Source organism: Halorhodospira sp. 9622 (assembly GCF_022228025.1).
Lineage (GTDB): Bacteria > Pseudomonadota > Gammaproteobacteria > Nitrococcales > Halorhodospiraceae > Halorhodospira > Halorhodospira halophila_A.
Genome location: NZ_JAJNRE010000003.1, coordinates 1 through 24,707 on the forward strand (window position 1 = coordinate 1; position 24,707 = coordinate 24,707).

Here is a 24,707-nt window from a genome sequence, read left to right on the forward strand (position 1 = left end):
CGAACCGTCTCGGCAGAAGGACTGCGCTGCTCGGCACGCTCAACGGCACCCCAGCGGCCCGACCCCCCCCCGGCCAGGGGCGCAGGCGGTCTCGGCAGACCGCCGCCGGGGCCCCGGTAAAAGGGCCCCGGCGAGCGGCTTAGGCGCCGCCCTGCTCCGTCGTGCCGGCCGAGGGGGCATCGCCGTTGCGTCGCCAGATGTCGTAGTTGAGGGCGCCCGCAAAGCTGACCCAGGCCAGATAGGGGATGAACAGCAGCCCGGCCAGCCAGTCCGCGGCCAGGAACGCCGCCGTGGTCAGCAGCACCGAGACCCACAGCGCCCCAAGCACCACCAAGCCGCCGAAGAGCTGCTGCAGACCGAAGAAAACCGGCGTCCACAGCGTGTTCAGAGCGATCTGCAGCGCCCACAGGGCCAGACCGAGGGCCAGGACCTCGGAGCCGGACAGGGCCACCCGCCAGGCGGCCACGGCAATGGCCAGGTAGAGCACCGTCCACGCCACCGGGAACAGCCAGTTCGGCGGCGTCCAGGTGGGCTTGTCCAGCTCCTCATACCAACGCCCGGGACCGAACATGGCCCCGGTGGCGGCCGCCGCCATGCAGGCGCCGAGAAACGCGACAAAAATCAAAAGACTCACTGCAGCCACTCCTTGATCTGCTCGGGTTCAGGAACCGACCCGCTGTGGACCAGCCGCTCGTCCACCACCACGGCCGGTGTCGACATGACGCCGTACTGGATCAGGGCCTCCGGCCCCGTCTCCTTGTGTACCTCTGCGGCCACACCCAGATCAGCAGCCATCTGCTCGATCCGCTCGGCGGTGTTGTTGCACTTGGCGCAGCCACTGCCCAGCACCTTAATGATGGTCATGGGATCCGTTCCTCCTATGCATCGTTCATGGTAACGGCCTGCCGCCGTCCTCACACCCCGGCAAATAGTAGCGGCTCCACGGCATTGAGCAGCCACCCCGCCAGGGTGAAGGCGAACAGCAGCAGGACGAAGAAGATCGCCAGCAACCGCCACTGCATCACCTGCTTGAGCAGCACGAACTCCGGAAAGCTCGCAGCGACGGTGCTCATGCAGAAAGCCAGGGTGGTGCCGATGGGCAGCCCCTGGATAATCAGGCTCTCCATCACCGGCACCACACCCGTGATGTTGGTGTACAGCGGAATGGCGACCAGCACCGCCGCAGGCACCTGCCACCAGTGACCGGCACCCAGGTGCTCCTCGATCCAGCCCTCGGGGACGAAGCCGTAAAGCGCCGCCCCGAGGCCGACACCGATCAGGACCCACTTCCAGACCCGCGCGAAGATCTCCCCCACCTCGCGCCGGGCAAAGTCGTGGCGCTGGCGCAGGGTCAGCCGCGTCGCACCGGCAGCGCCGTCAGCCGGCGCACTGCCCTCGGCATAGGCCTTGGCCAGGAACGGTTGCAGGTAGCGCTCCGCGCGAATGGCGTCGAGAAACGCCCCGCCGAGCATTCCGATCAGAAAACCGACGGCGATGTAGATATCAGGGTCAGCTCCCAGCCCAGCAGCCCCCAGAGCAACACCACGGCCACTTCGTTGATCATCGGCGAGGTGATCAGGAAGGCCATGGTCACCCCGATAGGGATCCGCGCCGTGGTGAAGCCGATGAACACCGGCACGCTCGAGCAGGAGCAGAACGGGGTCACGGCTCCGAACGTCGAGCCCAGGAAGTAGCCGGGGACGCGATTGCGCCCGGCCAGGAAGGCGCGGACCCGCTCGACGTTCAGCGACGCCCGGGCCAGAGCAATGACGTAGATCAGCACCGCCAGCAGGGCGAAGATCTTCGCCGTGCTCTCAACGAAGAAGTGCGCGGCATCGCCGAACGGCGTGCCGGCCTCGATGCCCAGCAGGTCGTGGACGATCAAGGTGGCGAGATGAGCGAAGAGTTCAAGCATGATGGACGGCTGTCAGTTCGGGATCGGCAGCCATTGTCATATACGCCTAAACATATATCAAACACGGCACAGGTTCCCGCAGCACGCTCTGCGGGCTAGGATGACCTCAAACCTTTGGCAACCCTGCAACAGGAGGCGTGGAACCATGGAGATCGCCGGCGAGACCCACCGCGGCCACCAGCGACCTCGCAACGAGGACCGCATCGACTGGGACGAGGGCGCCGGCGTCGCGGTGCTCGCCGACGGCATGGGCGGGCTGCCCTACGGGGCCGAGGCGGCGCGGCTGGCGGTGGAGGCGGTGATCCGCATCGCCCGCACCCACCACGGCAGTGACCACACCTGGCTGGAGTCCGGCGGGGAGCCGGCGGATCTGGTCCAGCTGGCCAACCGCGCCGTGCTCTCCTATACCGAGCGCGACCGCCGCTACGAGGGCATGGGCACCACCCTCGCCCTGCTCTGCGCGGCCCCCGACGAAGTGGCCCTGGCCCATGTGGGCGACTCCCGCATCTACCGCTTCCGGGACGGCCGCCTGGAGCGGCTCACCCGGGACCACACGCCGGTCCAGCGCGCGGTCGAGACGGGGGCGATGACCGAGGCCGAGGGGCGCCGCTCGCCGGAACGCAACGTCCTCGAGCGCGCGCTCGGCGCGGTGACTTGGGCCGAGCCCGACGTCACCCGCCTGCCGCGCGACCCCGGGGATCTGTTCCTGCTCTGTTCCGACGGCCTGACCGAGCCTCTGGAGGACGCGGCGATCGGTGCCATCCTGACCGAGGAGGACCGCTCGCTGTCCCAGCGCGCCGGGGATCTGATCGAAGCCGCCCTCGATGCCGGCGGGCCGGACAACGTCTCGGTGGTGTTGGTCCGCACCTGAACCGCCCGGCTAGCGCCGGCGCTTGCGCTTCTTCTCGCGCTTCTTGGCGTGGTGGATGACCCGCTGGCGCCGGCGGCGCTGACGCTCGGTGAGCTGGTTGGGCTTGTCGGCGAAGGGGTTCTCGCTGGCCCGGCACTCGATGCGCACCGGCGTGCCGTACAGGTCGAAGGCGTCGCGGAAGAAGTTCTCCAGGTACCGCATGTAGGCCCGCGGCAGCCGCTGCACCTGGTTGCCGTGGACGACGATCACCGGCGGGTTATGCCCGCCCTGGTGGGCGTAACGCAGCTTGATCCGCCGCCCGCGGGAGAGCGGCGGCTGGTGGTTGGCGAGCGCCTCCTGCAGGGCCTCGTTGAGTTCCGGGGTGGCCAGATCCCGGTGGGCGGCCGCATGGGCCCGGTCCACCGACTCCAGCAGCAGCCCCACGCCACTGCCGTGCAGAGCCGAGACGAAGTGGTGGCGTGCAAAACCGAGGAAACCGAAACGCAGATCGAGATCCCGGCGCACCTTGCGGCGCTGATCGGGATCGAGACCGTCCCACTTGTTGATAACCAGCACCAGGGCCCGTCCGGCCTGCAGGACATGCCCGGCCAGGTGGGCGTCCTGCTCGGTGATCCCCTCTTGGGCATCGGTCACCAGCACCACCACCGAGGCCCGCTCGATGGCCTCCAGCGTCTTGACCACGCTGAACTTCTCGACGGTCTCCTGGACCCGCGCCCGGCGCCGCACGCCGGCGGTATCGATCAGGGTGTAGTGCTGCCCGTCGCGCTCGAACGGCACGGCGATGCTGTCGCGGGTAGTGCCCGGCTCGTCGTAGACCACCACCCGCTCCTCGCCGAGGAGCCGATTGACCAGGGTGGACTTGCCCACGTTGGGCCGGCCGATCAGCGCCACCGGGATGCCGTGCCCGGCGGCGACCTCCCCCTCCTCCGGCTCGGCGGGCGGGAGCGCAGCGAACACGGCGTCGAGCAGCTCGCCGACACCGCGCCCGCGCGTGGCGGCGATGCTGTGAACCGGCTGCAGGCCGAGGCCGTGAAAATCGGCGGCGGCCACCCCGGCCTCGAGGCCGTCGGTCTTGTTCACCGCCAGGAACACCGGCACCTGCGCCCGCCGCAGCTCGGCGGCGATCTCTTCATCCCCGACGGTGCTACCGGCCCGCCCGTCGACCAGGAAGACCACGGCGTCGGCTCCGGCGATGGCGGTGCGGGCCTGTTCGTGCATGCAGCCGCCCACTCCCTCGAGCTCCTCGCCCATCCCACCGGTATCGACCACCACGGCGTGACTGCCGCGATGGCGCACGACGCCGTACTGCCGGTCCCGGGTCAGGCCGGGGTGGTCGGCCACGAGGGCGTCCCGGCTGCCGGTGAGCCGGTTGAACAGGGTCGATTTGCCGACGTTCGGCCGCCCGACCAGGGCGATTACCGCAGACATTGGGCGTTCCCCGCATTGGCTGGGACAGGATGACCGCGCTGGAAAGGCGGTCCGAGGGCGGGGATTATAACGGACGGGGCAACGGCCCGTGAGCCGCTGCCCCCCTGGGAAGGTCAAACCATGGCGTCGATCTCGCCACCGGCGTCCAGATCGTCGACGCCACCGGAGGCGTCGTAGCTGGCTGCCCCACCATCGTCCTCAAAGGACTCGGTGCTGGTGCCCACGTCCTCGCCGCCGGCGATCGAGGAGATGTCCACCGTGTCGGCCCCGCCAGCGGCTTCACCACCGAACTCGGAGCCGCCAGCGCCCTCCATCTCCTCACCCTCGAAGGGGTCGTCACCACCGGCGCCCTGGGACGGCGGCGGCATGCTCGGCGCCCCTCCGCCAACTGCTCCTACTGCAGACATCACTACCTCCTGCGTTTCGTATCACTCGGGCCGGGCTCTCTACCCGCCTATCCGGCACTCCATTGCCGGTTGCGGCCATCCGGTTCCGGCGCCCGCTCCGCGCCATCCGCCCTCAAGGGGCTTGTGGCACGGAGCGTTTCCGGATATGCGTGGGACCTGCAACCCACGTGCCGGGTTCCAGATCCCACTTCTGCCTACACCCCTGTTGTCGTCGGCTGCCAGGCCAACTTGAGGGCCTCAGGAGGACGAACTGGTGGTGGAGGGGCTGAATCGTTGCCCCGCCCAGGCATCCACCCGGAAGTGCTTGCGATTGAGCTGGAAGACCAGCCAGATCGTGGCCGCCTGGACCACCAGGGCGATGGCCGTCAGCGCCCAGTAGGCGACCCCGTAGGCCTCGATGACACCGTGGTGGGCCAGGCCCAGGTTGGTGAAGAAGTGGATCATCACCGCCAGCGCCACGCCGGGGCAAACCAGGGTGTAGGAGCCGGCGGAACGCTCAGGGCCGACTACGAAGCGGCCGAAGTAGTTGAAGCGGCGCAGCACCACCCAACCGAGCAGCAGCAGCGCGACCTGCGCAGCCAGGAAGTAGGTGAGCAGACCCAGGGTCTGGATACCACCGGCCTCGGCGCCGAAATGGGCCTCGATGCCCGCCGTCTGGCGCACCAGGGTGATGCCGATGATCGTCAGCACGGGAACGCCGATCCACAGGCTCGGCGCGCTGACCGGATTGGCGTTCTGCTCCATCATCGCGCGCACGCCGAGGACCAGCATGACGGCGCCAGTGATCACCGCGGCGATCAGGAAGAAGCTCGACAGCGCCAGACTGAACGCCGCTGTCGCCGGCACGCTGCTCATCCCCGCCGGCGCGGCCAGCCCCACGCCGACCATCGACAGCGCGAAGGCAGGCAGGGCCTGGGCCAGGCTGTTGTCGGCGGCGCAGTCGCAGTCGCTCTCGGTGAGCACCCGGCCCCAGAAGTCGCCGAGCTGGCGCAGAGCCCAGCCGCCGACGATCAGGAAGGCGACCATGGCCGCGGGGAAGAGCCACTCCACGATGGCCGACAGCCCCGGGACAAAGACCATGCCGAGCACGAAGCCGACATTGATGGTCATCGCCACGGTCAGCGGCGCGGCCAGCAGCTGCACCTCGGTGCGGTTGCCGCGCATGTTCTTGCGGTAGGCGTCGGTCTGCAGGAACCGCCGATGCTCGCGGATGTTCCAGAACAGCAGACGAAAATGGATGAAGGCCATGGCCAGGATGCCGGCCCAGGCCAGTACGATGGCCGTTTGCAGGCCGGCGTGACCGCTGCCCAGCGCCGCCACGATATCCTCGAAGAAGGGCACCATGCCCTCGTAGGGCACCCAGAACATCAGCCACATGAAAAACGATACGGTCAGCCCCCCGGCGCCCAGGGCAGCGAGCCAATACAGCGGGGAGTAGTTCTCCCCGAGGTCTCTGGGCAGTCGATGAAGCATGCTCCCTCCTTTGCGTTGTCAGGTTGCGTATCCAGCGACTGGCGAACGTATCAACGTTCTTGAATACGATGGTATGCGCATATTTGAAACTATGTCAAAGGGCGCGGGGCTTCGGTAGCGCGATGGCTCAGGAGGAGAGGAAGGCGGCGGCCATCAGAGCCCGGGTATAAGGGTCCTGCGGAGCGGCGAAGACCGCCTCTGCTGGCCCGCGCTCAACCACTCGGCCGGCCTGCATGACCAGGACCTCATGAGCCAGGGCGCGGACGACCTGGAGGTCGTGACTGATAAAGAGGTAGGCGAGGCCGCGGCGACGTTGCAGATCGCGGAGCAGGTCGATGATCTGGGCCTGCACCGAGACATCCAGCGCCGAGGTGGGCTCATCAAGCACCACGACCTGCGGTTCGAGGATCAGCGCCCGGGCGATGGCGATCCGCTGACGCTGTCCGCCGGAGAACTCGTGGGGGTAGCGGTGGCGGGTCTCCGGGTCGAGGCCCACCTCCGCGAGCACGCGCACGATCCGCGCAGTCCGCTGTTCACGACTCAGACGTGGATGGTGTAGGTCGAGCCCCTCGCCGACGATATCGCCTACGGCCATGCGCGGCGACAGGCTGCCGTAGGGATCCTGGAAGACGATCTGCAGGGCGCTGCGGTAGGGGCGCAGCTGCCGCGCCGTGCGCCCCTGGAGTTCATCACCGCGGAAGCGGATCGAGCCACTGCTGCGCTCAAGCCGCAGCAGCGCCAGGCCCAGGGTCGACTTGCCCGAGCCGCTCTCCCCCACCACGGCCACGGTCTGCCCGGCACGCAGGGTGATGTCGATGCCATCGACGGCCCGCACCCAGTCCACCGGCCGGCGCAGCAGACCGCCGCGCACCGGGAAGTGCACACGGACCCCCGCCCCGTGGAGGAGCACCGGCGCCTGGGCGTCCGTTGCCACCGGCTCGCCGGCGGGCCGGGCCGCGAGCAACTGCCGGGTGTACGGATGCTCGGGTCGGCTGAACAGACGCTGCACCTCGCCCCGCTCGACGATCTCGCCCTGGCGCATGACACAGACCCGATCAGCGACTAGGCGGATCACGTCCAGATCGTGGGTGATGAACAGCAGGGCCATGCCCAGCCGCGCCTTCAGGTCGGCGAGCAGGCTAAGGATCTGCGCCTGCACGGTCACGTCGAGGGCGGTGGTGGGCTCGTCGGCGATGAGTAGATCCGGCTCGTTGGCCAGGGCCATGGCGATCATCACGCGCTGACGCTGCCCGCCGGAGAGCTGATGCGGATAGGCGCTGAGCAGCCGCTGCGGATCGGGGAGTTGGACCTGTTCAAGCAGCCCCCTCACCCGCCTTCGGGCCGCCACCCGATCCATACCGCGGTGGACGAGCAGCGTCTCGCGGATCTGCTTCTCCACCGTGTGCAGCGGATTGAGGGAGCTCATCGGTTCCTGGAAGATCATGCCGATGCGCCCGCCGCGGTGCTCGCGCAGCACCGGCTCGGGGGCGCCGAGCAGCTCGCGGCCGCGGAAGCGGATCGAGCCGGCCGGGTGCCGCGCCCATGGATAGGGCAGGAGCTGCAACACCGAATGGGCGGTGACCGACTTGCCCGAGCCGCTCTCCCCGACCAGCCCCACGGTCTCGCCGGCGGCAATATCCAGATCCACGCCGCGCACCGCCGGCGCGCCATCGCCGAAGGCCACCTGCAGACCGCGGATGCTCAGCAGCGGTTCAGCCACGCCCGGCCTCCTGCGCCCTGCGCGGGTCGAAGGCGTCGCGGGCCGCCTCGCCGACAAAGATCAGCAACGAGAGCAGCAGCGCCAGGCTGACGAAGGCCGAGATGCCCAGCCAGGGGGCGTGCAGATTGTCCTTGCCCTGTTGCAGCAACTCGCCGAGCGACGGCGACCCGGGCGGCAGACCGAAGCCGAGGAAATCCAGCGAGGTCAGCGTGGTGATCGAGCCGTTCATGATGAACGGCAGGAAGGTCAGCGTGGCCACCATGGCGTTGGGCAGCACATGGCGGAACAACACCCGCAGGTGCCCGGCCCCCAGGGCCCGCGCCGCCTTGACGTACTCCAGGTTGCGGGCGCGCAGCACCTCGGCGCGCACCACCCCCACCAGGCTGACCCACTGGAACAGCAGCAGGATGAACAGCAGCCACCAGAAGCTCGGCTCGATCAACGCCGAGGCGATGATGATGATGTAGAGCGCCGGGAGACCGGACCAGATCTCCACGACGCGCTGGCCGAACAGATCCGTCTTGCCCCCGAAGTACCCCTGCAGCGCCGCCACCACCACCCCGATCACCGAACTGGCCACGGTCAGCAGCAGGGCAAAGACCACCGAGATGCGGAAGCCGTAGAGGATACGCGCCGCCACGTCGCGCCCCATGTCGTCGGTACCGAGCCAGTTCTCCGCCGAAGGCGGCGCCGGGGCCGGCTCTGCCAGGCCGAAGTGCACCGTGTCATAGCTGAAGCGGATCGGCGGCCACAGCGCCCAGCCCCCCGCCTCGATCAACTCCTGCACATGGGGGTCGCGATAGACCGTCTCGGTGGGCAACTCACCGCCGAAGGTGGTCTCGGGGATCGACTCGACCACGGGAAAGTGGAGGCTGCCCTCGAACCAGACCACCAGCGGCCGGTCATTGGCGATGAGCTCGGCGAAGAGGCTGAGCACGAACAGCCCGACGAAGATCCACAGCGCCCACCACCCCCGGCGATTGGCGCGAAAGCGGGCCAGGCGACGCTGATTGATCGGCGACAGCGACCCGAGCACCGGCTCAGACCTCCCGGGTCTCGAAATCGATGCGCGGATCGACGGCGACGTACATCAGGTCGCCGACGAGATTCAGCACCAGCCCGAGCACGGTGAAGATGAACAGCGTCCCGAACATGACCGGGTAATCCCGGTCCACGGCGGCCTCGAAACCGAGCAGCCCGAGCCCCTCCAGCGAGAAGATCACCTCGATGAGCAGTGCGCCGGTGAACAGCGTCGAGACGAAGGCCGCCGGGAAGCCGGCGATGACGATGAGCATGGCGTTGCGAAAGACGTGCCCGTAGAGCACCCGGCGCTCGGTCACCCCCTTGGCCCGGGCGGTCACCACGTACTGCTTGTGGATCTCTTCCAGGAAGGAGTTCTTGGTGAGCATGGTCAGACCGGCGAAGCCACCGATGACCATGGCCAGCACCGGCAACGCGATGTGGTGCAGGTAGTCGAGGATGCGCATGGGCCAGGAGAGCTCCGCCCACCCCTCGGAGACCAGCCCACGCAGAGGGAAGAGATCCAGGTAGGTGCCGCCGGCGAAGAGGATGATCAGCACGATCGCGAACAGGAAGCCGGGCACGGCGTAGCCGACGATCACCAGCGCCGAAGTCCAGACATCGAACGGCGAGCCATCGCGCACCGCCTTGCGGACCCCGAGCGGGATGGAGATGAGATAGACCAGCAGCAGGGTCCACAGCCCCAGGGAGATCGACACCGGCAGCGCCTCGACGATCAGCTCCAGGACGGACTGGTCGCGGTAGAAGCTATCGCCGAAATCGAGGGTGAGATAATTGCCCATCATGGTGAGAAAACGCTCATGGGCCGGCAGGTCGAAGCCGAACTGCCGCTCGAGCTCGGCGAGCAGCTCCGGATCCATGCCGTGGGCGCCGCGGTAGCCACCGCCGGCCTCGGCGAAGGCGGCGCCCACCTCGCCCCCGGAGCCGGCCACCCGCGCGGTGGCCTCGACCCCGGTGCCGGCCAGCTCGGCACTGATCCGCTCGATGGGCCCACCCGGGGCGGCCTGGACGATCAGGAAGTTGATGACCATGACCCCGAGCAGGGTCGGGATCATAAGCAACAGGCGGCGCAGGATGTAGGCCGGCATGGTCCCCATCGGCTATCGGACCGAACGCGGGCCGTTGGCCTCGCGCAGTCGCTGCTCCCTCTGCGGATCGACCCACCAGGTGTCGAAACCCAGGCCGTAGTCGGGGGCGATCTCCGGCCGCCCGAACTTGTCCCAGTAGGCGACCCGGTGCACCGGGGTGTGCCAGTTGGGGATGACGTAGTGACCGGCGAGCAGGACCCGGTCCAGGGCACGCGTGAGCTGCACGAGCTCATCGCGCCCATCGGCGGTGACCAGCCGCTCGACCAGCTCATCGACCACCGGGTCGCGCACACCGGCGTAGTTCCGACTACCCCGCTGCTCGGCGGCCGCCGAGCTCCAGTACATCGCCTGCTCGTTGCCCGGCGAGGGCGACTGCGGCAGGACCACAACGGCCATATCGAACTCGAAGTTATCCAGCCGGTACTGATACTGCGTGGTGTCCACGGTGCGCACCCGGGCCAGCACCCCGATGCGCCGCAGGTTCTGGACGAACGGCAGGGCCACCCGTTCGAAACTAGGGTTGACCAACAGAAGCTCGAAGGCCAGCGGCCGGCCACTGTCCTGGTGACGGAGGATGCCGTCCTCCCCCACCGACCATCCAGCCTGCTCGAGGATGCGCAGCGCGCGCAGGAGGTTGTCGCGATTCCACCCGGAGCCGTCGGTCACCGGCGGCTGGTACGGCTCGAAGACCGCCTCGGGGAGCTCGTCGCGATAGGGCTCGAGGATCGCCCACTCGGCTTCACTGGGCGCGCCACGCGCAGCCAGCTCGGAGTTCTCGAAATAGCTGGCCGTGCGCGCGTAGGCCGAGTGGAAGAGCTGCCGATTGGTCCACTCGAAATCGAAGGCGTAGCCGAGCGCCCGGCGCACTTCGCGGTCCTCGAAGACCGGGCGGCGGGTGTTGAAGACGAACCCCTGCATGCCCGCCGGGCGGCGGTGCTCGATCTCCTCGAGCACCATGCGGCCGTCGCGACGCGCGGAAGTCTCGTACCCCGTCGCCCAGTGCCTTGCGGTGTTCTCCTCGCGCAGATCGAACTCCCCGGCCCGAAAGGCCTCGAGGGCGACGGTGGCATCCCGGTAGAAGTCGTAGCGCAGACGATCGAAATTGAACCGACCGCGGCGCACCGGCAGGTCCTCGGCCCAGTAGTCGGTCACGCGCTCATAGGTGATGCTGCGCCCGGGGCGGGCCTCGGCGATGCGGTACGGGCCGCTGCCCAGGGGCGGCTGCATGGTGGTCCGGCTGAAGTCCCGCTCCTCCCAGTAGTGCTGCGGCAGCACCGGCAGCTCACCCATGATCAGCGGCAGCTCGCGATTGCCGGCGTGGGCGAACTCGAAGCGCACCCTGTGCCGATCCAGCGCCTCGGCCGACTCCACATGGCGGTAGTAGGAGCGCAGCCGGGGGTGACCGTGCTCACGCAATAGTTCGAAACTATAGACCACGTCCTCGGCGGTGATCGGCTCCCCGTCGTGGAACTGCGCCTCTTCGCGCAGATGGAACGCCACCCAGTCATCATCCTCGCCCACCTCGACACGCTCGGCGATGAGCCCGTAGACGGAGAACGGCTCGTCCTCGGCGTGAGCCATCAGCGTATCCACCACCAGCCCCAGACCCGGCGGCTTGGTACCGCGCAGGATGTAGCCGTTGAGGCTGTCGTAACTGCCGCGGGCCTCGCGGATGACGGTCCCGCCCTTGGGCGCGTCCGGGTTGACGTAGTCAAAGTGCGAGAAATCCGGCGGGTACTTGGGCTCGCCGTGCAGCGCCAGGCCTTGCACCCCCGACGAGCCCGGCGCTGCCCCGACGATGGCCGGCAGCTGCACCGCGGCCACCAGGCAAGCCGTGCCCAGCAGCCAACGCGCCAGGCGGGCCCAGGCGCGGCCGCTGGGACGGGGGAAGGCGTGCATGCCGGTCATGTTATCATCCCCGGCGTTTCGCCCCTGGGCACGCGCACGCAAGCAACAGTTGCCGGAGAGCAGATATGGGATTCCTGCAGAACAAGCGCATCCTCGTGGTCGGTGTCGCCAGTGACCGCTCCATCGCCTGGGGCATTGCCGAGGCGATGCACCAGCAAGGCGCCGAACTCGCCTTTACCTACCAGAACGAAAAGCTCCAGGACCGGGTGACCAAGCTGGCCGCCTCGGTGGACAGCGAGCTGGTCTTCCCCTGCGACGTCAGCTCGGACGAGCAGATCGAGTCCGTCTTCTCTGAGCTTAGCAAGCACTGGGACGATGGCATCGACGGCATCGTCCACGCCGTGGCCTTCGCGCCGCGTGAGGAGCTGGCCGGGTCGTTCGTGGACAACACCACCCGGGAGGGCTTCCGCACCTCTCACGAGATCTCGGCCTACAGTTTCGTGGCCCTGGCCCGCTACGGCCGCGAGATGCTGCGCCAGCGCCAGGGCTCGCTGATCACGCTGACTTACCTGGGCGGCGAGCGGGCCCTGCCCAACTACAACGTCATGGGTGCGGCGAAGGCGAGCCTGGAGGCGACCACGCGTTACATGGCGGCGGATCTGGGCCCGGAGGGCATCCGCGTGAACGCCATCTCGGCCGGCCCGATCCGCACCCTGGCGGCCTCGGGGATCGGCAGCTTTAAGCAGATGATGAGCTTCAACGAGCAGGCGTCGCCATTGCGCAAGAACGTCTCGACCGAGGAGGTCGGGCACGTGGGGGCGTTCCTGTGCTCGGATCTCGCCTCGGGAATCACCGGTGAGGTGGTCCACGTCGACGGCGGCTTCCACTGCGTGGCGCTGTCGGGCGCGGAGCTTTAGACGCGGCGCCTGCCTGGAACAGGCGTGGAATGCGAAGGCCCTGCGGCGCAAGCCGCGGGGCCTTTTGCTATGGGGGCTTCCACAAGGCGAGCGCTGGGCGCGACCGGGAAGAGCGGCTCATGGAGGGCGTCGCCCCATCCGGCGAGCGACGGGGTGCCCCTCTTCACCGGGGGCTGACGAGCGCGCCGCTTCGCGGTCCCCTACGCGGCTCACCCGATCGGGTCGCTCGCTTAACTCGCTCCGCTGACGCTTCGCTCGGACAAAACCTCGCTAAAAGCGCCGACGGCGGGCGTCGGCGCTTTTCCCCGCTCGGGCTGCGCTGCTCGGCGCGCTCAATGCCCCCGGTGAAGAGGGGCACCCCAGCGCTCTCCATTTCGCCGTGTCGTGCCCCTGAGCCGCTCTTCCCGGTCGCGCCCAGCGCTCCTTCCGCAGGGGGCCAGCGATAGAGCCCCCGCGCCCGCCGCTAGAGCCGTTCGCGGGCGATCTCGATATCCGCCTCGGCACGCAGGGCGCGGATCAGCGCCCGCACCTCGGAGTCCCCGGCCATGCGCTGGAGCTGTTGTTGCAGCTGCTCACGCTCCTGAGCCGAGAGGCCGTCCGGATCGCCGCGGCTGATGTCGTCCAGACGGAGCAGCGCCGCGGCCCCGTCCTCCAGCTCCACCCGGGAATGGCCGCCCTCCTCCAGGGCGAACGCCTCGCGCACAACGGCCGCCGGGTGGCTGCGGTCGTCCCGATAGGCCTCCTCGACCGTGAAGCGTTCGACATCGAGCTCCTCGGCCAGCTCGTCCAACGACTCACCATCGCGCAGCCGGGTCATCAACTCCTCCGCCCGCTCCAGGGCAAGTTCGGCGGCACGCTCCTGGCGGATCTCCTCGCGGATGGAATCCGCCACCTCCTCCAGGGGCCGGGGCTCGGACTCTCGGTGTTCCAGGAGCCGTACCACCAGGTAGCGGTCCTCGTCGGCGCGGATCAGGTCGCTGTTGTAGCCATACTCCAGCACATCCTCGCTGAACGCCTGCTCGACGACCCCGGAAAGCTCGCCGATGCCCTCGCCGCCCTCGCGATCGATCCAGTCGCTGCTCCGGATCTCCAGGCCGAAGGTGTCGGCCAGCGGTTCCAGGCTGTCCGGCTGCTCAAAGGCAATATTGCCGAACTTATCGCCGGCCTCCATGAGCTCGGTGCCGTGCTGTTCGCGGATGTAGTCGGCCAGCAGCTCTACGCGCACGGCATCGAAGGCCGGCGGGTCCTCGTCATCGCCGTAACGCTCGTCATAGCGCTCGCGGAGCGCATCATCATCCACTTCGACCTGATCACGCAGGGCCAGCGGACCCAGCTCGACGTACTCAAGGCGAACCGCCTCCGGGGCCATGTAGTCGTCGGTGTTGGCCTCGTAATGGGCCTCAACCTCGGCGTCATCGACACGAACCTCGTCGATGTAGCGCTCGGCGGCGAGCTCGAGGTAGCTGAAGCTGCGCGACTCGTCCTGCAGGCGCACCAGACGATCCAGCTGGGAGGGGGTGCTGATGCTGCTGGCGAACACGGCCTGCTGGAACTGATCGGCCTTAAGGTCCCGCCGGACCAGCTCCTCGTAGTCCTCCGGCGTCATGCGATTGCGCTCAAGCAGGGTTTGGTATCGACCCCGGGAGAACTGCCCACCCTCGTGGAAGATCTCCTGGCTACGGATGGTCTGGGCCACCTCCTGATCGGTAACCCGCAATCCCTGGCGATCGACGTAGGCGTGCAGCAACCGCTCGTCGATGAGCTGCTCCAGGGCCTCGCGGCGCAATGCGGCAGCGTCGAAGGCGCCATCGGGAAGATCACCGCCGAACATCTCGCGCAGCTGCGCGCGCTGGCGCTCCACCGCCTGGTTGATCTGCGAGCGGGGAATCTCCTCGCCATCGACGCGGGCGACCACCGCGTCCTCGCGGCCACCACCGAAGTATTCGTAACCACCCATGAAGATGAACGGCAGGGCGATGAACCCGATGATGACCCACGCAATCCAGCCCTTGATGCCGTCACGAATCGCCTGAAGCATGCCTTGTCTTCCGCCGAGTGCTCATGTAGGTGATCAGGATACAAAAAAGGCGCCACTATGGGCGCCTTTTTATCGCGGCTGTCAGGGCCGCTTTTTGATTTGGCGGAGCGGACGGGACTCGAACCCGCGACCTCCGGCGTGACAGGCCGGCATTCTAACCAACTGAACTACCGCTCCGTGATTACGTCGATTATTGTAACAACTTTTTTCCGCTTGTCTACCCCTGGTGGGTGGTGAGGGATTCGAACCCCCGACATTCGCCTTGTAAGGGCGACGCTCTCCCAACTGAGCTAACCACCCGAACCGACTAAGCCCGTTAGTTTATCGCATCCTTGAGCGCTTTGCCAGGCTTGAAACCCGGGACCTTCGACGCCGGGATGTTGATGCTCTCGCCGGTGCGCGGATTCCGGCCAGTGCGGGCGGCCCGATCGCGCACGGTGAAGGTGCCGAAACCCACCAGGGTGACCTGATCCCCCTCGCGCAGGGCGTCGGTGACCGACTCGACCATGGCATCGACGGCGCGCGCGGCCGCGGCCTTGGAAAGATCCGCGGAGTCGGCTACCGCCTCGATGAGTTCACTCTTGTTCATCCCCGTGTCCCCTTTTCGGTTTTTTTACTCGATGCTGGCGTGGCTGGCCCTTCGGGCCTGGGTCACCGAACGGCGGCCCGGCAACCCTACGGACCCCCAAACCCTACCACGGCGTAGCGTGCTTCCACAGCGTTGCCGTTGAATCGCCCTGCTGGCAGCGCCGACGCCGCCGGCCCGGGCCTGTCACGGCCCAGGCCGCTCAGTTGCTGGCGTTATAGCAGCGGCTTTTCCGGACTGTCAAACGGGCGGCACGAGCTCAGTGCGGCCGCTTGGCGTCGCCCTCGCCCTCACCGACGGCCACGCGCTTGGCCGCGTCGGCCTCGTCCTCGCCCTCCGGAGCCGGCAGCGGCTCCGGCTGACGGGTCAAGGCCACCTCGAGGACCTCGTCGATCCAGCGCACCGGCCGGATGTCGAGCTTCGACTTCACGTCCTTGGGCACATCGGCCAGATCCTTCTCGTTCTCCGCGGGGATCAGGACCGTGTCGATACCGCCGCGCAAGGCAGCCAGGAGCTTCTCCTTGAGCCCGCCGATGGGCAGCACCTCGCCGCGCAGGGTGATCTCGCCGGTCATGCCGACCCCGGCGCGCACCGGGATGCTGGTCAGCGCCGAGACCAAGGCGACACACATGCCGGTGCCCGCCGAAGGCCCGTCCTTGGGGATGGCGCCCTCCGGGACGTGGATGTGGTAGTCGTTCCGGGTGTAGAACTCCGGATCCAGCCCCAGCGCGCGGGCGCGGCTGCGCACCACGGTGGTGGCCGCATCGATGGACTCCTTCATGACCTCGCCGAGCTGGCCCGTCTGCGTCGCCCGGCCCTTGCCCGGCACCACGGCCACCTCGATGGTCAGCAGCTCGCCGCCCACCTCGGTCCAGGCCAGGCCAGTGGACTGGCCGATGCGGTCCTCGGTCTCGGCTACGCCGAAACGGTAACGCCGGACCCCGAGGTGCTTGTCGATGTTCCGACGGGTCACCTGCACGCCACTGCCGCGCTTGCGCCCCTTCGACTCGCCCTCGACCAGGTCCTTAACCACCTTGCGGCAGACCGTGGCCAGTTCCCGCTCCAGGTTCCGGACACCGGCCTCGCGGGTGTAGTACCGGATCACGTCACGGATGGCGCTCTCCTTGACGTCCAGCTCGCCCTTCTTGAGGCCGTTGGCCTTCATCTGCTTGGGCAGCAGGTAGTTCTGCGCGATGGCCAGCTTCTCCTCCTCGGTGTAACCCGGCAGACGGATGACCTCCATCCGATCGAGCAGCGGTGCCGGGATGTTCATGGTGTTCGCCGTGCAGACGAACATCACGTCCGAGAGGTCGAAATCCACCTCCAGGTAGTGGTCGCTGAAGCTGTTGTTCTGCTCCGGGTCGAGGACCTCGAGCAGGGCCGAGGACGGGTCGCCCCGGAAGTCCATGGCCATCTTGTCCACCTCGTCGAGGAGGAACAGCGGATTGCGCTTGCCGGCCTTACTCAGGTTCTGGACGATCTTGCCCGGCAACGAGCCGATATAGGTGCGCCGGTGGCCGCGGATCTCGGCCTCGTCGCGCACCCCGCCAAGGGACATGCGAGTGAACCGGCGGTTGGTCGCCCGGGCGATGGACTGACCCAGCGACGTCTTGCCCACGCCGGGCGGCCCGACCAGGCAGAGGATTGGACCCTTGAGCTTACGCACCCGGCGTTGGACGGCCAGGTACTCGAGGATGCGCTCCTTGACCTTCTCGAGCCCGTAGTGGTCCTGGTCGAGCACCTTGGCGGCGTGCTTGAGGTCGTGGCGCACCCGTGTCTTGTCCTTCCACGGCAGGCTCACCAGCCAGTCGAGGTAGTTGCGCACCACCGTGGCCTCCGCGGACATCGGCGACATCATCTTGAGCTTGTTCAGCTCCTGCTTCGCCTTGTCCAGCGCCTGCTGGGGCATGCCGGCCTGCTCGATCTTGTTCTCGAGATCCTCGACCTCGTTGGGCACGTCCTCCAGCTCACCCAGCTCCTTCTGGATGGCCTTCATCTGCTCGTTGAGGTAGTACTCCCGCTGGGATTTCTCCATCTGCTGCTTGACGCGCCCACGGATGCGCTTCTCGATCTGGAGGATGTCGATCTCCCCCTCGATCAGCCCCATCAGATGCTCGAGGCGCTCACGCGGGTCCTCCATCTCGAGGACCTTCTGCTTCTCCTCGACCTTCAGCGCCATGTGCGCGGCGATGGTGTCCGCCAGCCTCCCCGGCTCCTCAATGCCGGATAGCGAGGAGAGGATCTCGGGCGGGATCTTCTTGTTGAGCTTGACGTACTGCTCGAAGACGTTGGTCGCGGAACGCGCCACCACCTCGAGCTCGCGGTCCTCGTCGCTGGGCTGCGGCTCCGGCACCGTGACCAGATGGGCCGAGAGATACTCGTTGCTATCGAGCAGCTCGACCAGGCGCGCCCGCTCGCTGCCCTCTACCAGCACCTTCACGGTGCCGTCCGGGAGCTTGAGCATCTGCAGGATCGAGGCGACGGTACCGTAGCCGTAGAGCTCGTCGACGCCCGGGTCGTCCACCTCGGCGCTGCGCTGGGCGATCAGGAAGATGCGCTTGTCCTGCTCCATCGCCGCCTCGAGGGCGTGGATGGAGCGCTCCCGCCCGACGAACAGCGGGATCACCATGTGCGGGTAGACCACCACGTCGCGCAGCGGCAAAACCGGCGCCTGGGTGACGGTCTGCGGGGATTCGGGGTTGTGAGCGGTTGGCTCAGCCATTGGATGCGAACCTCATTGGCGTGCGAACGGCGGGACGCGCGCGGCCGCAGCCGCGCGCCCCTCCTCTGGGTTCGGAATGGGGGTGATACGGGCGGGTTTCAAGGTGCGCCGGGTGACGGCGCCCTACTCGTCGGACGCCGCCTTGGAGTGCTCGGGACCCGCGTAGACAATGTACGGGTCGCTGTCGCCGGCGATGACCGACTCGTCGACCACCACCTTGCTGACGTTCTCCATGGACGGGAGCTCGTACATGGTCTCGAGCAGCACCTGCTCGATGATCGTGCGCAGCCCGCGCGCACCGGTCTTGCGCTCCATGGCTTTGTCAGCCACGGCGCGCAGGGCATCGTCGCGCAGGTCGAGCTCGACGCCCTCCATCTCGAAGAGCTTCTGGTACTGCTTGACCAGTGCGTTCTTCGGCTCGCGCAGGATCTGCACCAGGGCCTCCTGGTCGAGCTCGTTGAGGGTCGCGATCACCGGCAGACGGCCGACGAACTCCGGGATCAGGCCGTAGCGGACCAGATCGCTGGGCTCCACCGTCTGCAGCGTCTCGCCCACGCTGGCCCGCTCCCGCTCGCTCTTGATCTCGGCCGAGAAGCCGATCCCGCCCCGCTCGGAGCGCTCCTGGATGACCTTGTCGAGCCCTGCGAAGGCGCCGCCGCAGATGAACAGCATGTTGCTGGTATCGACCTGGACGAACTCCTGCTGCGGGTGCTTGCGCCCGCCCTGGGGCGGCACCGAGGCGGTGGTCCCCTCGATGAGCTTGAGCAGCGCCTGCTGCACCCCCTCACCGGAGACATCCCGGGTGATCGACGGGTTGTCGGCCTTGCGCGAAACCTTGTCGATCTCGTCGATGTAGACGATGCCGTGCTGCGCCTTGTCGACGTCGTAGTCGCATTTTTGCAGCAACTTCTGGATGATGTTCTCGACGTCCTCGCCGACGTAGCCGGCCTCGGTCAGCGTCGTGGCGTCGGCGATGGTGAACGGCACGTTGAGCAGCCGAGCCAGGGTCTCGGCGAGCAGGGTCTTGCCCGAGCCGGTGGGGCCGATGAGCAGGATATTGCTCTTGGTCAGCTCCACGTCGTCCTGGCTGGTCCGGCTCTCGAGGCGCTTGTAGTGGTTGTACACGGCCACCGAGAGCACCTTCTTGGCGTGCTCCTGGCCGATCACGTACTGGTCGAGCTCGCGGTTGATCTCGTGGGGCCGGGGCAGACCGCCCCCCTCCGTCGCCGCGCCTTCCTGGAGTTCCTCGCGGATGATGTCGTTGCAGAGCTCGACACACTCGTCGCAGATGAACACCGATGGCCCGGCGATGAGCTTGCGGACCTCGTGCTGGCTCTTCCCGCAGAAGGAGCAGTACAGCAGCTTGCCGCCGTCCTCGCCCTTGTTCTGAGTTCGATCAGTCATGCCACGGCCTCGGTTTGCGCACTGGAATCATTCGTTATCAACGATGCACCCTTTTCAGCGGGTACGCAACCAGCCCGCGGGTCCTCACTCGGAGGCACCGCGGCTGGTCAGGACCCGGTCGATCAGGCCGTACTCCGCGGCCGCCTCGGCGGTCATGAAGTTGTCCCGATCGGTGTCCTGGCGGATGGTCTCGATGTCCTGCCCGGTGTGGTGGGCCAGGATGGTGTTGAGACGATCCCGCATGTTGAGGATCTCGCGGGCGTGGATGTCGATGTCCGTCGCCTGCCCCTGGAACCCGCCCAGCGGCTGGTGGATCATCATCCGCGAGTTGGGCAGGGCGTGGCGCTTGCCCGAGGCGCCGGCGGCGAGCAGCAGAGCACCCATGCTGGCCGCCTGCCCCACGCAGAGGGTGGCCACGTCCGGCTTGATGAACTGCATGGTGTCGTAGATCGCCAGCCCGGCGGTCACCGATCCGCCCGGCGAGTTGATGTACAGGTGCACGTCCTTGTCCGGGTTCTCGGACTCGAGGAACAGCAGCTGCGCCACCAGCAGGTTGGCCTGGTAGTCCTCCACCGGGCCCACAAGGAAGATGACGCGCTCCTTGAGCAGGCGCGAAAAGATGTCGTAGGCCCGCTCGCCGCGCGCCGACTGCTCGACGACCATCGGCACCAGGCCGGTGTTGAACACGTCGGGGGCGGATTGCTGCGTATCGCTCATGCCGTTGGCCTCCTGGGGCCGCGACTCAGGCCGAAGCCTGGTCGCCGTCCTCGCTGTTCATGAGCTCGTCGAAGCTCATGGGCTTGTCCTCGGTCTGCACCTGCTCGAGCAGCCAGTCGACCACCTGCTCCTCGATCACCGAGGCCTCGAGCCCCTGCATCATCTGCCGGTCCTGAGCGATCTGCTGCAGGGCCTCGCTCGGATCCTGGCCGGAGTTGGCGGCCATCTCGCGCAGCTGGGTCATCATCCGCTCGCGGTCGAGCTGGATCCCCTGGCTGCGCACCAGCTCGTTGACCAGCAAGCCCAGCTTCACGCGGCGGCCCGCCACCTCTTCGTAGGCGGAACGCTCCGACTCGGGCAGCTCGCCTTCGGCGGTGGCGCCGGACTGCTGGCGCAGGGCCTCGATCTCGCCATCGATCAGGCTCTTGGGCAGCTCCAGCTCGTTCTGATCGGCCAGCTGATCGAGCACCTGCCGCTTGAGGCGCTGGCGCACGGCCTGGTCTCGCTCGCGCTCGAGGTTGCCGCGGACGGCGTCGCGCAGCGCCTCCACTCCGCCTTCCTGGATGCCCAGACGGGCCGCGAAGTCGTCGTCGAGCTCGGGTAGCTGCGGCTCTTCCACCCGCTTGACCGTCACCTGGAAGACTGCGGTCTTGCCTGCGATGCTCGGCTCGGCCAGCTCGTCCGGGAACTTGTGCTCAACGGTCAGCTCCTGGCCGGCCTGGGCGCCTTGCAGCGCCTGCTCGAAGGCCTCGGGCAGCTGCCCGGCGCCGAGGATCAGCGGAGCGTCCTCGGCGGAGTTGCCGGTGAACGCCTCGCCGTCGATGGTGCCGTGGAAGTCGATGACCACCCGGTCCTCATCCTGGGCCGCCCGATCCACCTCCTGGTAGTCGGCGTGCTGCTTGCGCAGCCGCTCGAGGACGTTGTCCAGGTCGGCGTCGGTGACCTCGACCTGGGGCCGCTCGACCCGGATCTGGTCGAGGCCCTGAACCTCGATCTCCGGCAGCACGTCGAAGGTGGCCTCGTACTCCAGGTCCTCCCCTTCGCCGGTACGCCTGGGCTCGATGTGCGGGTTGCCGGCCGGGCGCAGCGACTCCTGCTCGAGGGCCTCGGAGTAGGTCTGCTGGACCACCTCGCTGAGCACCTCGCTGCGCACCTGGGCGCCGTACTGCTTGCGAACGACCTTCACCGGCACCTTACCGGGCCGGAAGCCGTCCATCTTGACGCGGCCACTGAGGTCTTTCAGCCGGCGTTCTACCTCTTGCTCCACGCGCTCGGCGGGGACCTGGACCGTCATGCGCCGGCCCAGGCCTTCGGTCGTCTCCACGGAAACTTGCATCGGGAAGTCCTTGGGATCCAAACGTTTGGTGATTGCGGTTTCGCGCTTGCCGCACGGTCCTGGACCGCGCGGCCTACGGACTGCCTGGTGCGAAAGGAGAGACTCGAACTCTCACGGGGCTGCGAACCCCACCGGGACCTAAACCCGGCGCGTCTACCGATTCCGCCACTTTCGCAGACTCTGCGCGGCGTAATGGGGGTAACCCTGACGCCTTTCGCCGCATCAGTATAACAACGGTTGACGCGTTCCCCGCAATGCGCATCCGAGCGCTCGGCTGGCCGGCCGCGGTCCGCTACCATGGGCACCTGCCCATCGTCGGCGCCGCCCGCGCACAGAGGGAAGATGATACTGCTTGCCATCACGGTCCTGGTGCTGCTGCTCGCCCTGCGCGAGGTCACCACCAACCGCATCCACCGCACCCGCGACAATCCCGCGGCCGTTCGGCGCTGGCGGGCGGCGCGCCGCTGGCTGAACCTCGCCCTGCTGATTGCCGCGCTCGCCCTGCTGCCGACGTTCATCGACCAGCCCGAGGTACCGATCATTGCAGAGGCCCATACCCTGCTCAGCTTCGCCTGGCCGCTGATCCTCGGGGCGGCGGCCGTGGCGGCGGCCGTCGCCGTACGCACCGCCCTGCCTGAACTCCAGCGCGAACGCGAACGCCGTGCCGCCCTCGCCCGCCGCAACAGCGACGCCGCCCGAGGGCTCAACCCAGCACGCGTTTCCGCTGAACTGCGCCAGTGGATGGGTGACAACGCCCCTGATTACCGCTACCGATTCGACGTGGAGACCCCGGCCGGTGTGGCTAACATCCTGGTGGAGACCGGCGAAGCCCGCTACGCGCTCTACGTGCTGCCGCCGGAGCACGCCAGCCTCGGCTTCACCCCGGCGCTGCAACGCTGCGCGCGGATCGCCGCCAGCGTGAACGCCCGCGGCGTGCTGTGGATCCCCGGGGACGGCCCGGAGGAACCGCAGCGCAGCCGCGATCACCCGGTGTACGTGGTCTACGGCTCAATGATGCGGATCTTCGAGCTCATCGAGCGCAACGAGACCACGCTGCGTCGGCGCCGCGAGCGCCAGGAACGACTCAAGGACTACGCCGCGGCCAGCGCCGAGCGCGCCGCCGAGGAAGAGCAGCAGCAGGCGCAGCGCCGGCGCGGCAGCCGCGCCCGATGAACCAGCTGACCCTGCCACCCCGGCAGGACCTGCCCGGGGCTGGCTGACCCGCGAAGGAGGTCGACATGCCGAAAGGTCTGATCGCGCTACTCGGCGGCCTGGCCGTCCTGATGCTCGCCACCCTGGGCCTGGTGCTGGCCATGGCCACCGGGGTCTTCACCCCGCCCGGCATGGCCCCGGAGCACCGCGCAGAACCACGGCCGGAGCCGGCCGAGCAGGACCTGGCCGAGGCCCGCTATACCGAACTCGAGCAGGCGCTGACCGTCAACCTCGATGACGACGGGCCGGCGCAGTACCTCGAGGCCGAGGTCGAGATCGCCACCACCAGCGAGGCCGCAGCCGATGGGATCGAGACCCACCAGGCCGCGATCCGCGATGCGCTGATGCTCTTCCTGGCCGATCAGTCCTCCACCGAGCTCGCCGAGCCGGATGCACGCGAGGCGCTGCGCGAGGAGGCGCTGGATCGCGTCAACGCCACGCTCCGCGAGTACGGTGTGGACGAGCCGGCGGCCGGCGTGTACTTCACCCGGTTCGTCATGCAATAAGGGCCCAAGGGCGATTGCCCCCGGGGGCGCCGGCGGCGCCCCCGGCTGGCCCGTCACTCCGTGCGCTGCGGCTCCTCGGAACCACCCCCCGGGGCGAAGTACGAGCGGGTGATGGCGAACACGGTCCCGGAGAGCGCCAGCAGGGCGATCAGGTTGGGGATCGCCATCAAGGCGTTCAGGATGTCGGCAACGATCCAGACCAGCCCCAGCTCGGCGATGGCACCGACGAACAGCAGCACCACCCACAGGTAGCGGTAGGGCGTGATCACCCGGGCCCCGAAGAGGAACGCGGCGCAACGCTCGCCGTAGTAGCTCCAGGCGACGATGGTGGTGAAGGCGAACAGGATCATGCCCACGGTGACGATCCAATTGCCTCCAGGCACGCCCTCGCCGAAGGCCATGGAAGTCAGCGACGCGCCGGTCTCGCCGGTGGTCCAGACCCCGGTCAGGACGATGGCCAGCGCGGTGATGGTGCAGACGATGATGGTGTCGATGAAGGTGCCGAGCATGGCCACGGTGCCCTGGCGGACCGGATTGCGGGTGCGCGCCGCGGCATGGGCGATCGGCGCCGACCCCAGACCGGCCTCATTCGAGAAGATGCCGCGGGCGACACCGAAGCGGATCGCCGCCCACACCGCAGCGCCGGCGAAGCCACCCGTGGCCGCCGTACCGGTGAACGCGTCGGTGACGATCTGCCCCAGAGCCGCCGGGACATCGGTGAGATTCCAACCGATGATCAGCAACCCACCGATCACGTAGATCGCCGCCATGGTCGGCACCAAACGCTCGGCGACCCGGGCGATGCGCCGGATTCCGCCGATGATCACCAGAAAGACCAGGGCGGAGAGGATCAGCCCGGTGAGCCAGGGCGGCACCATCAGGTTCGACTCGACCACATCGGCCACCGAATTGGCCTGCACGGTATTGCCGATGCCGAAGGCGGCCACCATGGCGAAGATCGCGAACAGCGTCCCCAGCCAGGCCCACCGGGGCCCCAGGCCGTTCTTGATGTAGTACATCGGACCGCCGACGTAGCGCCCGTGCTCGTCGGTCTCGCGGTACTTCACCGCCAGAACGGCCTCGGCGTACTTGGTGGCCATGCCCACCAGCGCGGTGATCCACATCCAGAACACCGCCCCCGGGCCGCCCAGGGTGATCGCCGTCGCCACACCGGCGATGTTGCCCGTACCGATGGTCGCCGACAGCGCCGTGGTGAGCGCCTGGAAGGGGGTGATCTCGCCCGGCTCGTCGGTGCGCTCCGCGCGGCCGCCCCACATGCGCCGAAAGCCGTAGCCGATCCGCCGGATCGGCATGGCCTTGAGGCCGATGGATAGGTAGAGGCCGGTGCCGAGCAGCAGCACCAGCATCGCCGGCCCCCAGACAAAGTCACTAACCGTCTCGAGCAATGAGGTCACCGCCTCCATGATCCTCCCCCCTGGTGCTCATGCGGCCCACCTCGCCGCACGGTGGCAACAATA

The 24,707-nt window shown here is 67.9% G+C and carries 22 protein-coding genes and 3 tRNA genes; 4 read left to right on the forward strand and 21 right to left on the reverse strand.

Translation table 11 applies throughout. The annotated features are described in order from the left end of the window. Positions 1-139: 139 nt before the first annotated feature. From LRG07_RS02230 to LRG07_RS02245, 4 genes are read right to left on the reverse strand one after another with little or no spacing between them, the layout of a single operon-like run. A complete protein-coding gene (locus LRG07_RS02230; protein ID WP_201168751.1) occupies positions 140-634 on the reverse strand; it encodes a TspO/MBR family protein in 495 nt (164 codons plus the stop codon). Beyond that, the gene (locus LRG07_RS02235) at positions 631-864 is read right to left on the reverse strand and encodes a thioredoxin family protein (protein WP_201168753.1); all 234 of its coding nucleotides are present in this window, start codon (positions 862-864) and stop codon (positions 631-633) included. Before LRG07_RS02235 ends, LRG07_RS02230 begins: the two co-directional genes overlap by 4 nt. A gap of 50 nt (positions 865-914) precedes the next feature. Next, positions 915-1,472 (reverse strand): permease, encoded by a 558-nt coding sequence (locus LRG07_RS02240; protein WP_238641678.1) that lies wholly within the window; start codon positions 1,470-1,472, stop codon positions 915-917. Between the two features lie 5 nt (positions 1,473-1,477). Then, complete coding sequence (locus tag LRG07_RS02245) at positions 1,478-1,915, reverse strand: permease (protein ID WP_238641679.1); 438 nt, start codon at positions 1,913-1,915, stop codon at positions 1,478-1,480. Between the two features lie 145 nt (positions 1,916-2,060). Between LRG07_RS02245 and LRG07_RS02250 the strand changes: the two genes are divergently transcribed. Next, a complete protein-coding gene (locus LRG07_RS02250) occupies positions 2,061-2,786 on the forward strand; it encodes a PP2C family serine/threonine-protein phosphatase (RefSeq protein ID WP_238641680.1) in 726 nt (241 codons plus the stop codon). A 9-nt stretch (positions 2,787-2,795) separates the two neighbouring features. Here LRG07_RS02250 and der read toward each other — a convergent pair whose 3' ends face one another. The 7 genes from der to LRG07_RS02285 form a co-directional block, all read right to left on the reverse strand. Next, positions 2,796-4,214: a ribosome biogenesis GTPase Der gene (gene der, locus LRG07_RS02255; protein ID WP_201168760.1), complete on the reverse strand. Its 1,419-nt coding sequence runs from the start codon at positions 4,212-4,214 to the stop codon at positions 2,796-2,798. A gap of 113 nt (positions 4,215-4,327) precedes the next feature. Beyond that, the gene (locus LRG07_RS02260) at positions 4,328-4,621 is read right to left on the reverse strand and encodes a hypothetical protein (RefSeq protein ID WP_201168762.1); all 294 of its coding nucleotides are present in this window, start codon (positions 4,619-4,621) and stop codon (positions 4,328-4,330) included. A gap of 237 nt (positions 4,622-4,858) precedes the next feature. Beyond that, positions 4,859-6,094, reverse strand: a complete 1,236-nt coding sequence (locus LRG07_RS02265; protein WP_238641681.1) for a hypothetical protein — start codon at positions 6,092-6,094, stop codon at positions 4,859-4,861. Positions 6,095-6,221: 127 nt separating this feature from the next. Further along, complete coding sequence (locus LRG07_RS02270) at positions 6,222-7,814, reverse strand: ABC transporter ATP-binding protein (protein WP_238641682.1); 1,593 nt, start codon at positions 7,812-7,814, stop codon at positions 6,222-6,224. Next, positions 7,807-8,850, reverse strand: coding sequence for an ABC transporter permease (locus tag LRG07_RS02275; RefSeq protein ID WP_238641683.1), 1,044 nt, complete (start codon positions 8,848-8,850; stop codon positions 7,807-7,809). The genes LRG07_RS02270 and LRG07_RS02275 overlap by 8 nt, the downstream gene beginning before the upstream one ends. 4 nt (positions 8,851-8,854) lie before the next feature. Next, positions 8,855-9,943, reverse strand: a complete 1,089-nt coding sequence (locus LRG07_RS02280; RefSeq protein WP_238637221.1) for a microcin C ABC transporter permease YejB — start codon at positions 9,941-9,943, stop codon at positions 8,855-8,857. Between the two features lie 12 nt (positions 9,944-9,955). After that, positions 9,956-11,851, reverse strand: coding sequence for an extracellular solute-binding protein (locus LRG07_RS02285; protein WP_238641684.1), 1,896 nt, complete (start codon positions 11,849-11,851; stop codon positions 9,956-9,958). A 65-nt stretch (positions 11,852-11,916) separates the two neighbouring features. Between LRG07_RS02285 and LRG07_RS02290 the strand changes: the two genes are divergently transcribed. Beyond that, a complete protein-coding gene (locus LRG07_RS02290) occupies positions 11,917-12,708 on the forward strand; it encodes an enoyl-ACP reductase (protein WP_201241364.1) in 792 nt (263 codons plus the stop codon). Between the two features lie 463 nt (positions 12,709-13,171). On the opposite strand, the gene LRG07_RS02295 is transcribed toward LRG07_RS02290, so the two are convergent. The 9 genes from LRG07_RS02295 to LRG07_RS02335 form a co-directional block, all read right to left on the reverse strand. After that, positions 13,172-14,746, reverse strand: a complete 1,575-nt coding sequence (locus LRG07_RS02295; RefSeq protein WP_238641685.1) for a peptidylprolyl isomerase — start codon at positions 14,744-14,746, stop codon at positions 13,172-13,174. A 100-nt stretch (positions 14,747-14,846) separates the two neighbouring features. Continuing rightward, a tRNA-Asp gene (locus LRG07_RS02300) sits at positions 14,847-14,923 on the reverse strand. 47 nt (positions 14,924-14,970) lie between these two features. Further along, positions 14,971-15,046: transfer RNA gene (locus LRG07_RS02305), tRNA-Val, on the reverse strand. Positions 15,047-15,062: 16 nt separating this feature from the next. Next, positions 15,063-15,335: an HU family DNA-binding protein gene (locus LRG07_RS02310; RefSeq protein ID WP_201168777.1), complete on the reverse strand. Its 273-nt coding sequence runs from the start codon at positions 15,333-15,335 to the stop codon at positions 15,063-15,065. 256 nt (positions 15,336-15,591) lie between these two features. Continuing rightward, positions 15,592-18,054, reverse strand: a complete 2,463-nt coding sequence (gene lon, locus LRG07_RS02315) for an endopeptidase La (protein WP_201168780.1) — start codon at positions 18,052-18,054, stop codon at positions 15,592-15,594. Between the two features lie 123 nt (positions 18,055-18,177). Beyond that, complete coding sequence (gene clpX, locus LRG07_RS02320; protein ID WP_201168783.1) at positions 18,178-19,458, reverse strand: ATP-dependent Clp protease ATP-binding subunit ClpX; 1,281 nt, start codon at positions 19,456-19,458, stop codon at positions 18,178-18,180. An 84-nt stretch (positions 19,459-19,542) separates the two neighbouring features. Beyond that, positions 19,543-20,175 (reverse strand): ATP-dependent Clp endopeptidase proteolytic subunit ClpP, encoded by a 633-nt coding sequence (gene clpP / locus LRG07_RS02325; RefSeq protein WP_201168785.1) that lies wholly within the window; start codon positions 20,173-20,175, stop codon positions 19,543-19,545. 25 nt (positions 20,176-20,200) lie between these two features. Then, positions 20,201-21,511 carry a trigger factor gene (tig, locus tag LRG07_RS02330; protein WP_201168787.1) on the reverse strand — a complete coding sequence of 437 codons (1,311 nt, stop codon included), beginning with the start codon at positions 21,509-21,511 and terminating at the stop codon, positions 20,201-20,203. Positions 21,512-21,596: 85 nt separating this feature from the next. Next, positions 21,597-21,686: transfer RNA gene (locus LRG07_RS02335), tRNA-Leu, on the reverse strand. A gap of 167 nt (positions 21,687-21,853) precedes the next feature. Here LRG07_RS02335 and LRG07_RS02340 point away from each other — a divergent pair. Together LRG07_RS02340 and fliL are read left to right on the forward strand one after the other, a co-directional pair. Further along, the gene (locus tag LRG07_RS02340) at positions 21,854-22,684 is read left to right on the forward strand and encodes a hypothetical protein (protein ID WP_238636931.1); all 831 of its coding nucleotides are present in this window, start codon (positions 21,854-21,856) and stop codon (positions 22,682-22,684) included. Positions 22,685-22,749: 65 nt separating this feature from the next. Continuing rightward, entirely contained in the window at positions 22,750-23,229 is a 480-nt protein-coding gene (gene fliL / locus LRG07_RS02345) for a flagellar basal body-associated protein FliL (protein ID WP_201168791.1), read from the forward strand. A 53-nt stretch (positions 23,230-23,282) separates the two neighbouring features. On the opposite strand, the gene LRG07_RS02350 is transcribed toward fliL, so the two are convergent. After that, the gene (locus LRG07_RS02350) at positions 23,283-24,653 is read right to left on the reverse strand and encodes a sodium:alanine symporter family protein (protein WP_201168794.1); all 1,371 of its coding nucleotides are present in this window, start codon (positions 24,651-24,653) and stop codon (positions 23,283-23,285) included. Positions 24,654-24,707 lie beyond the last annotated feature (54 nt).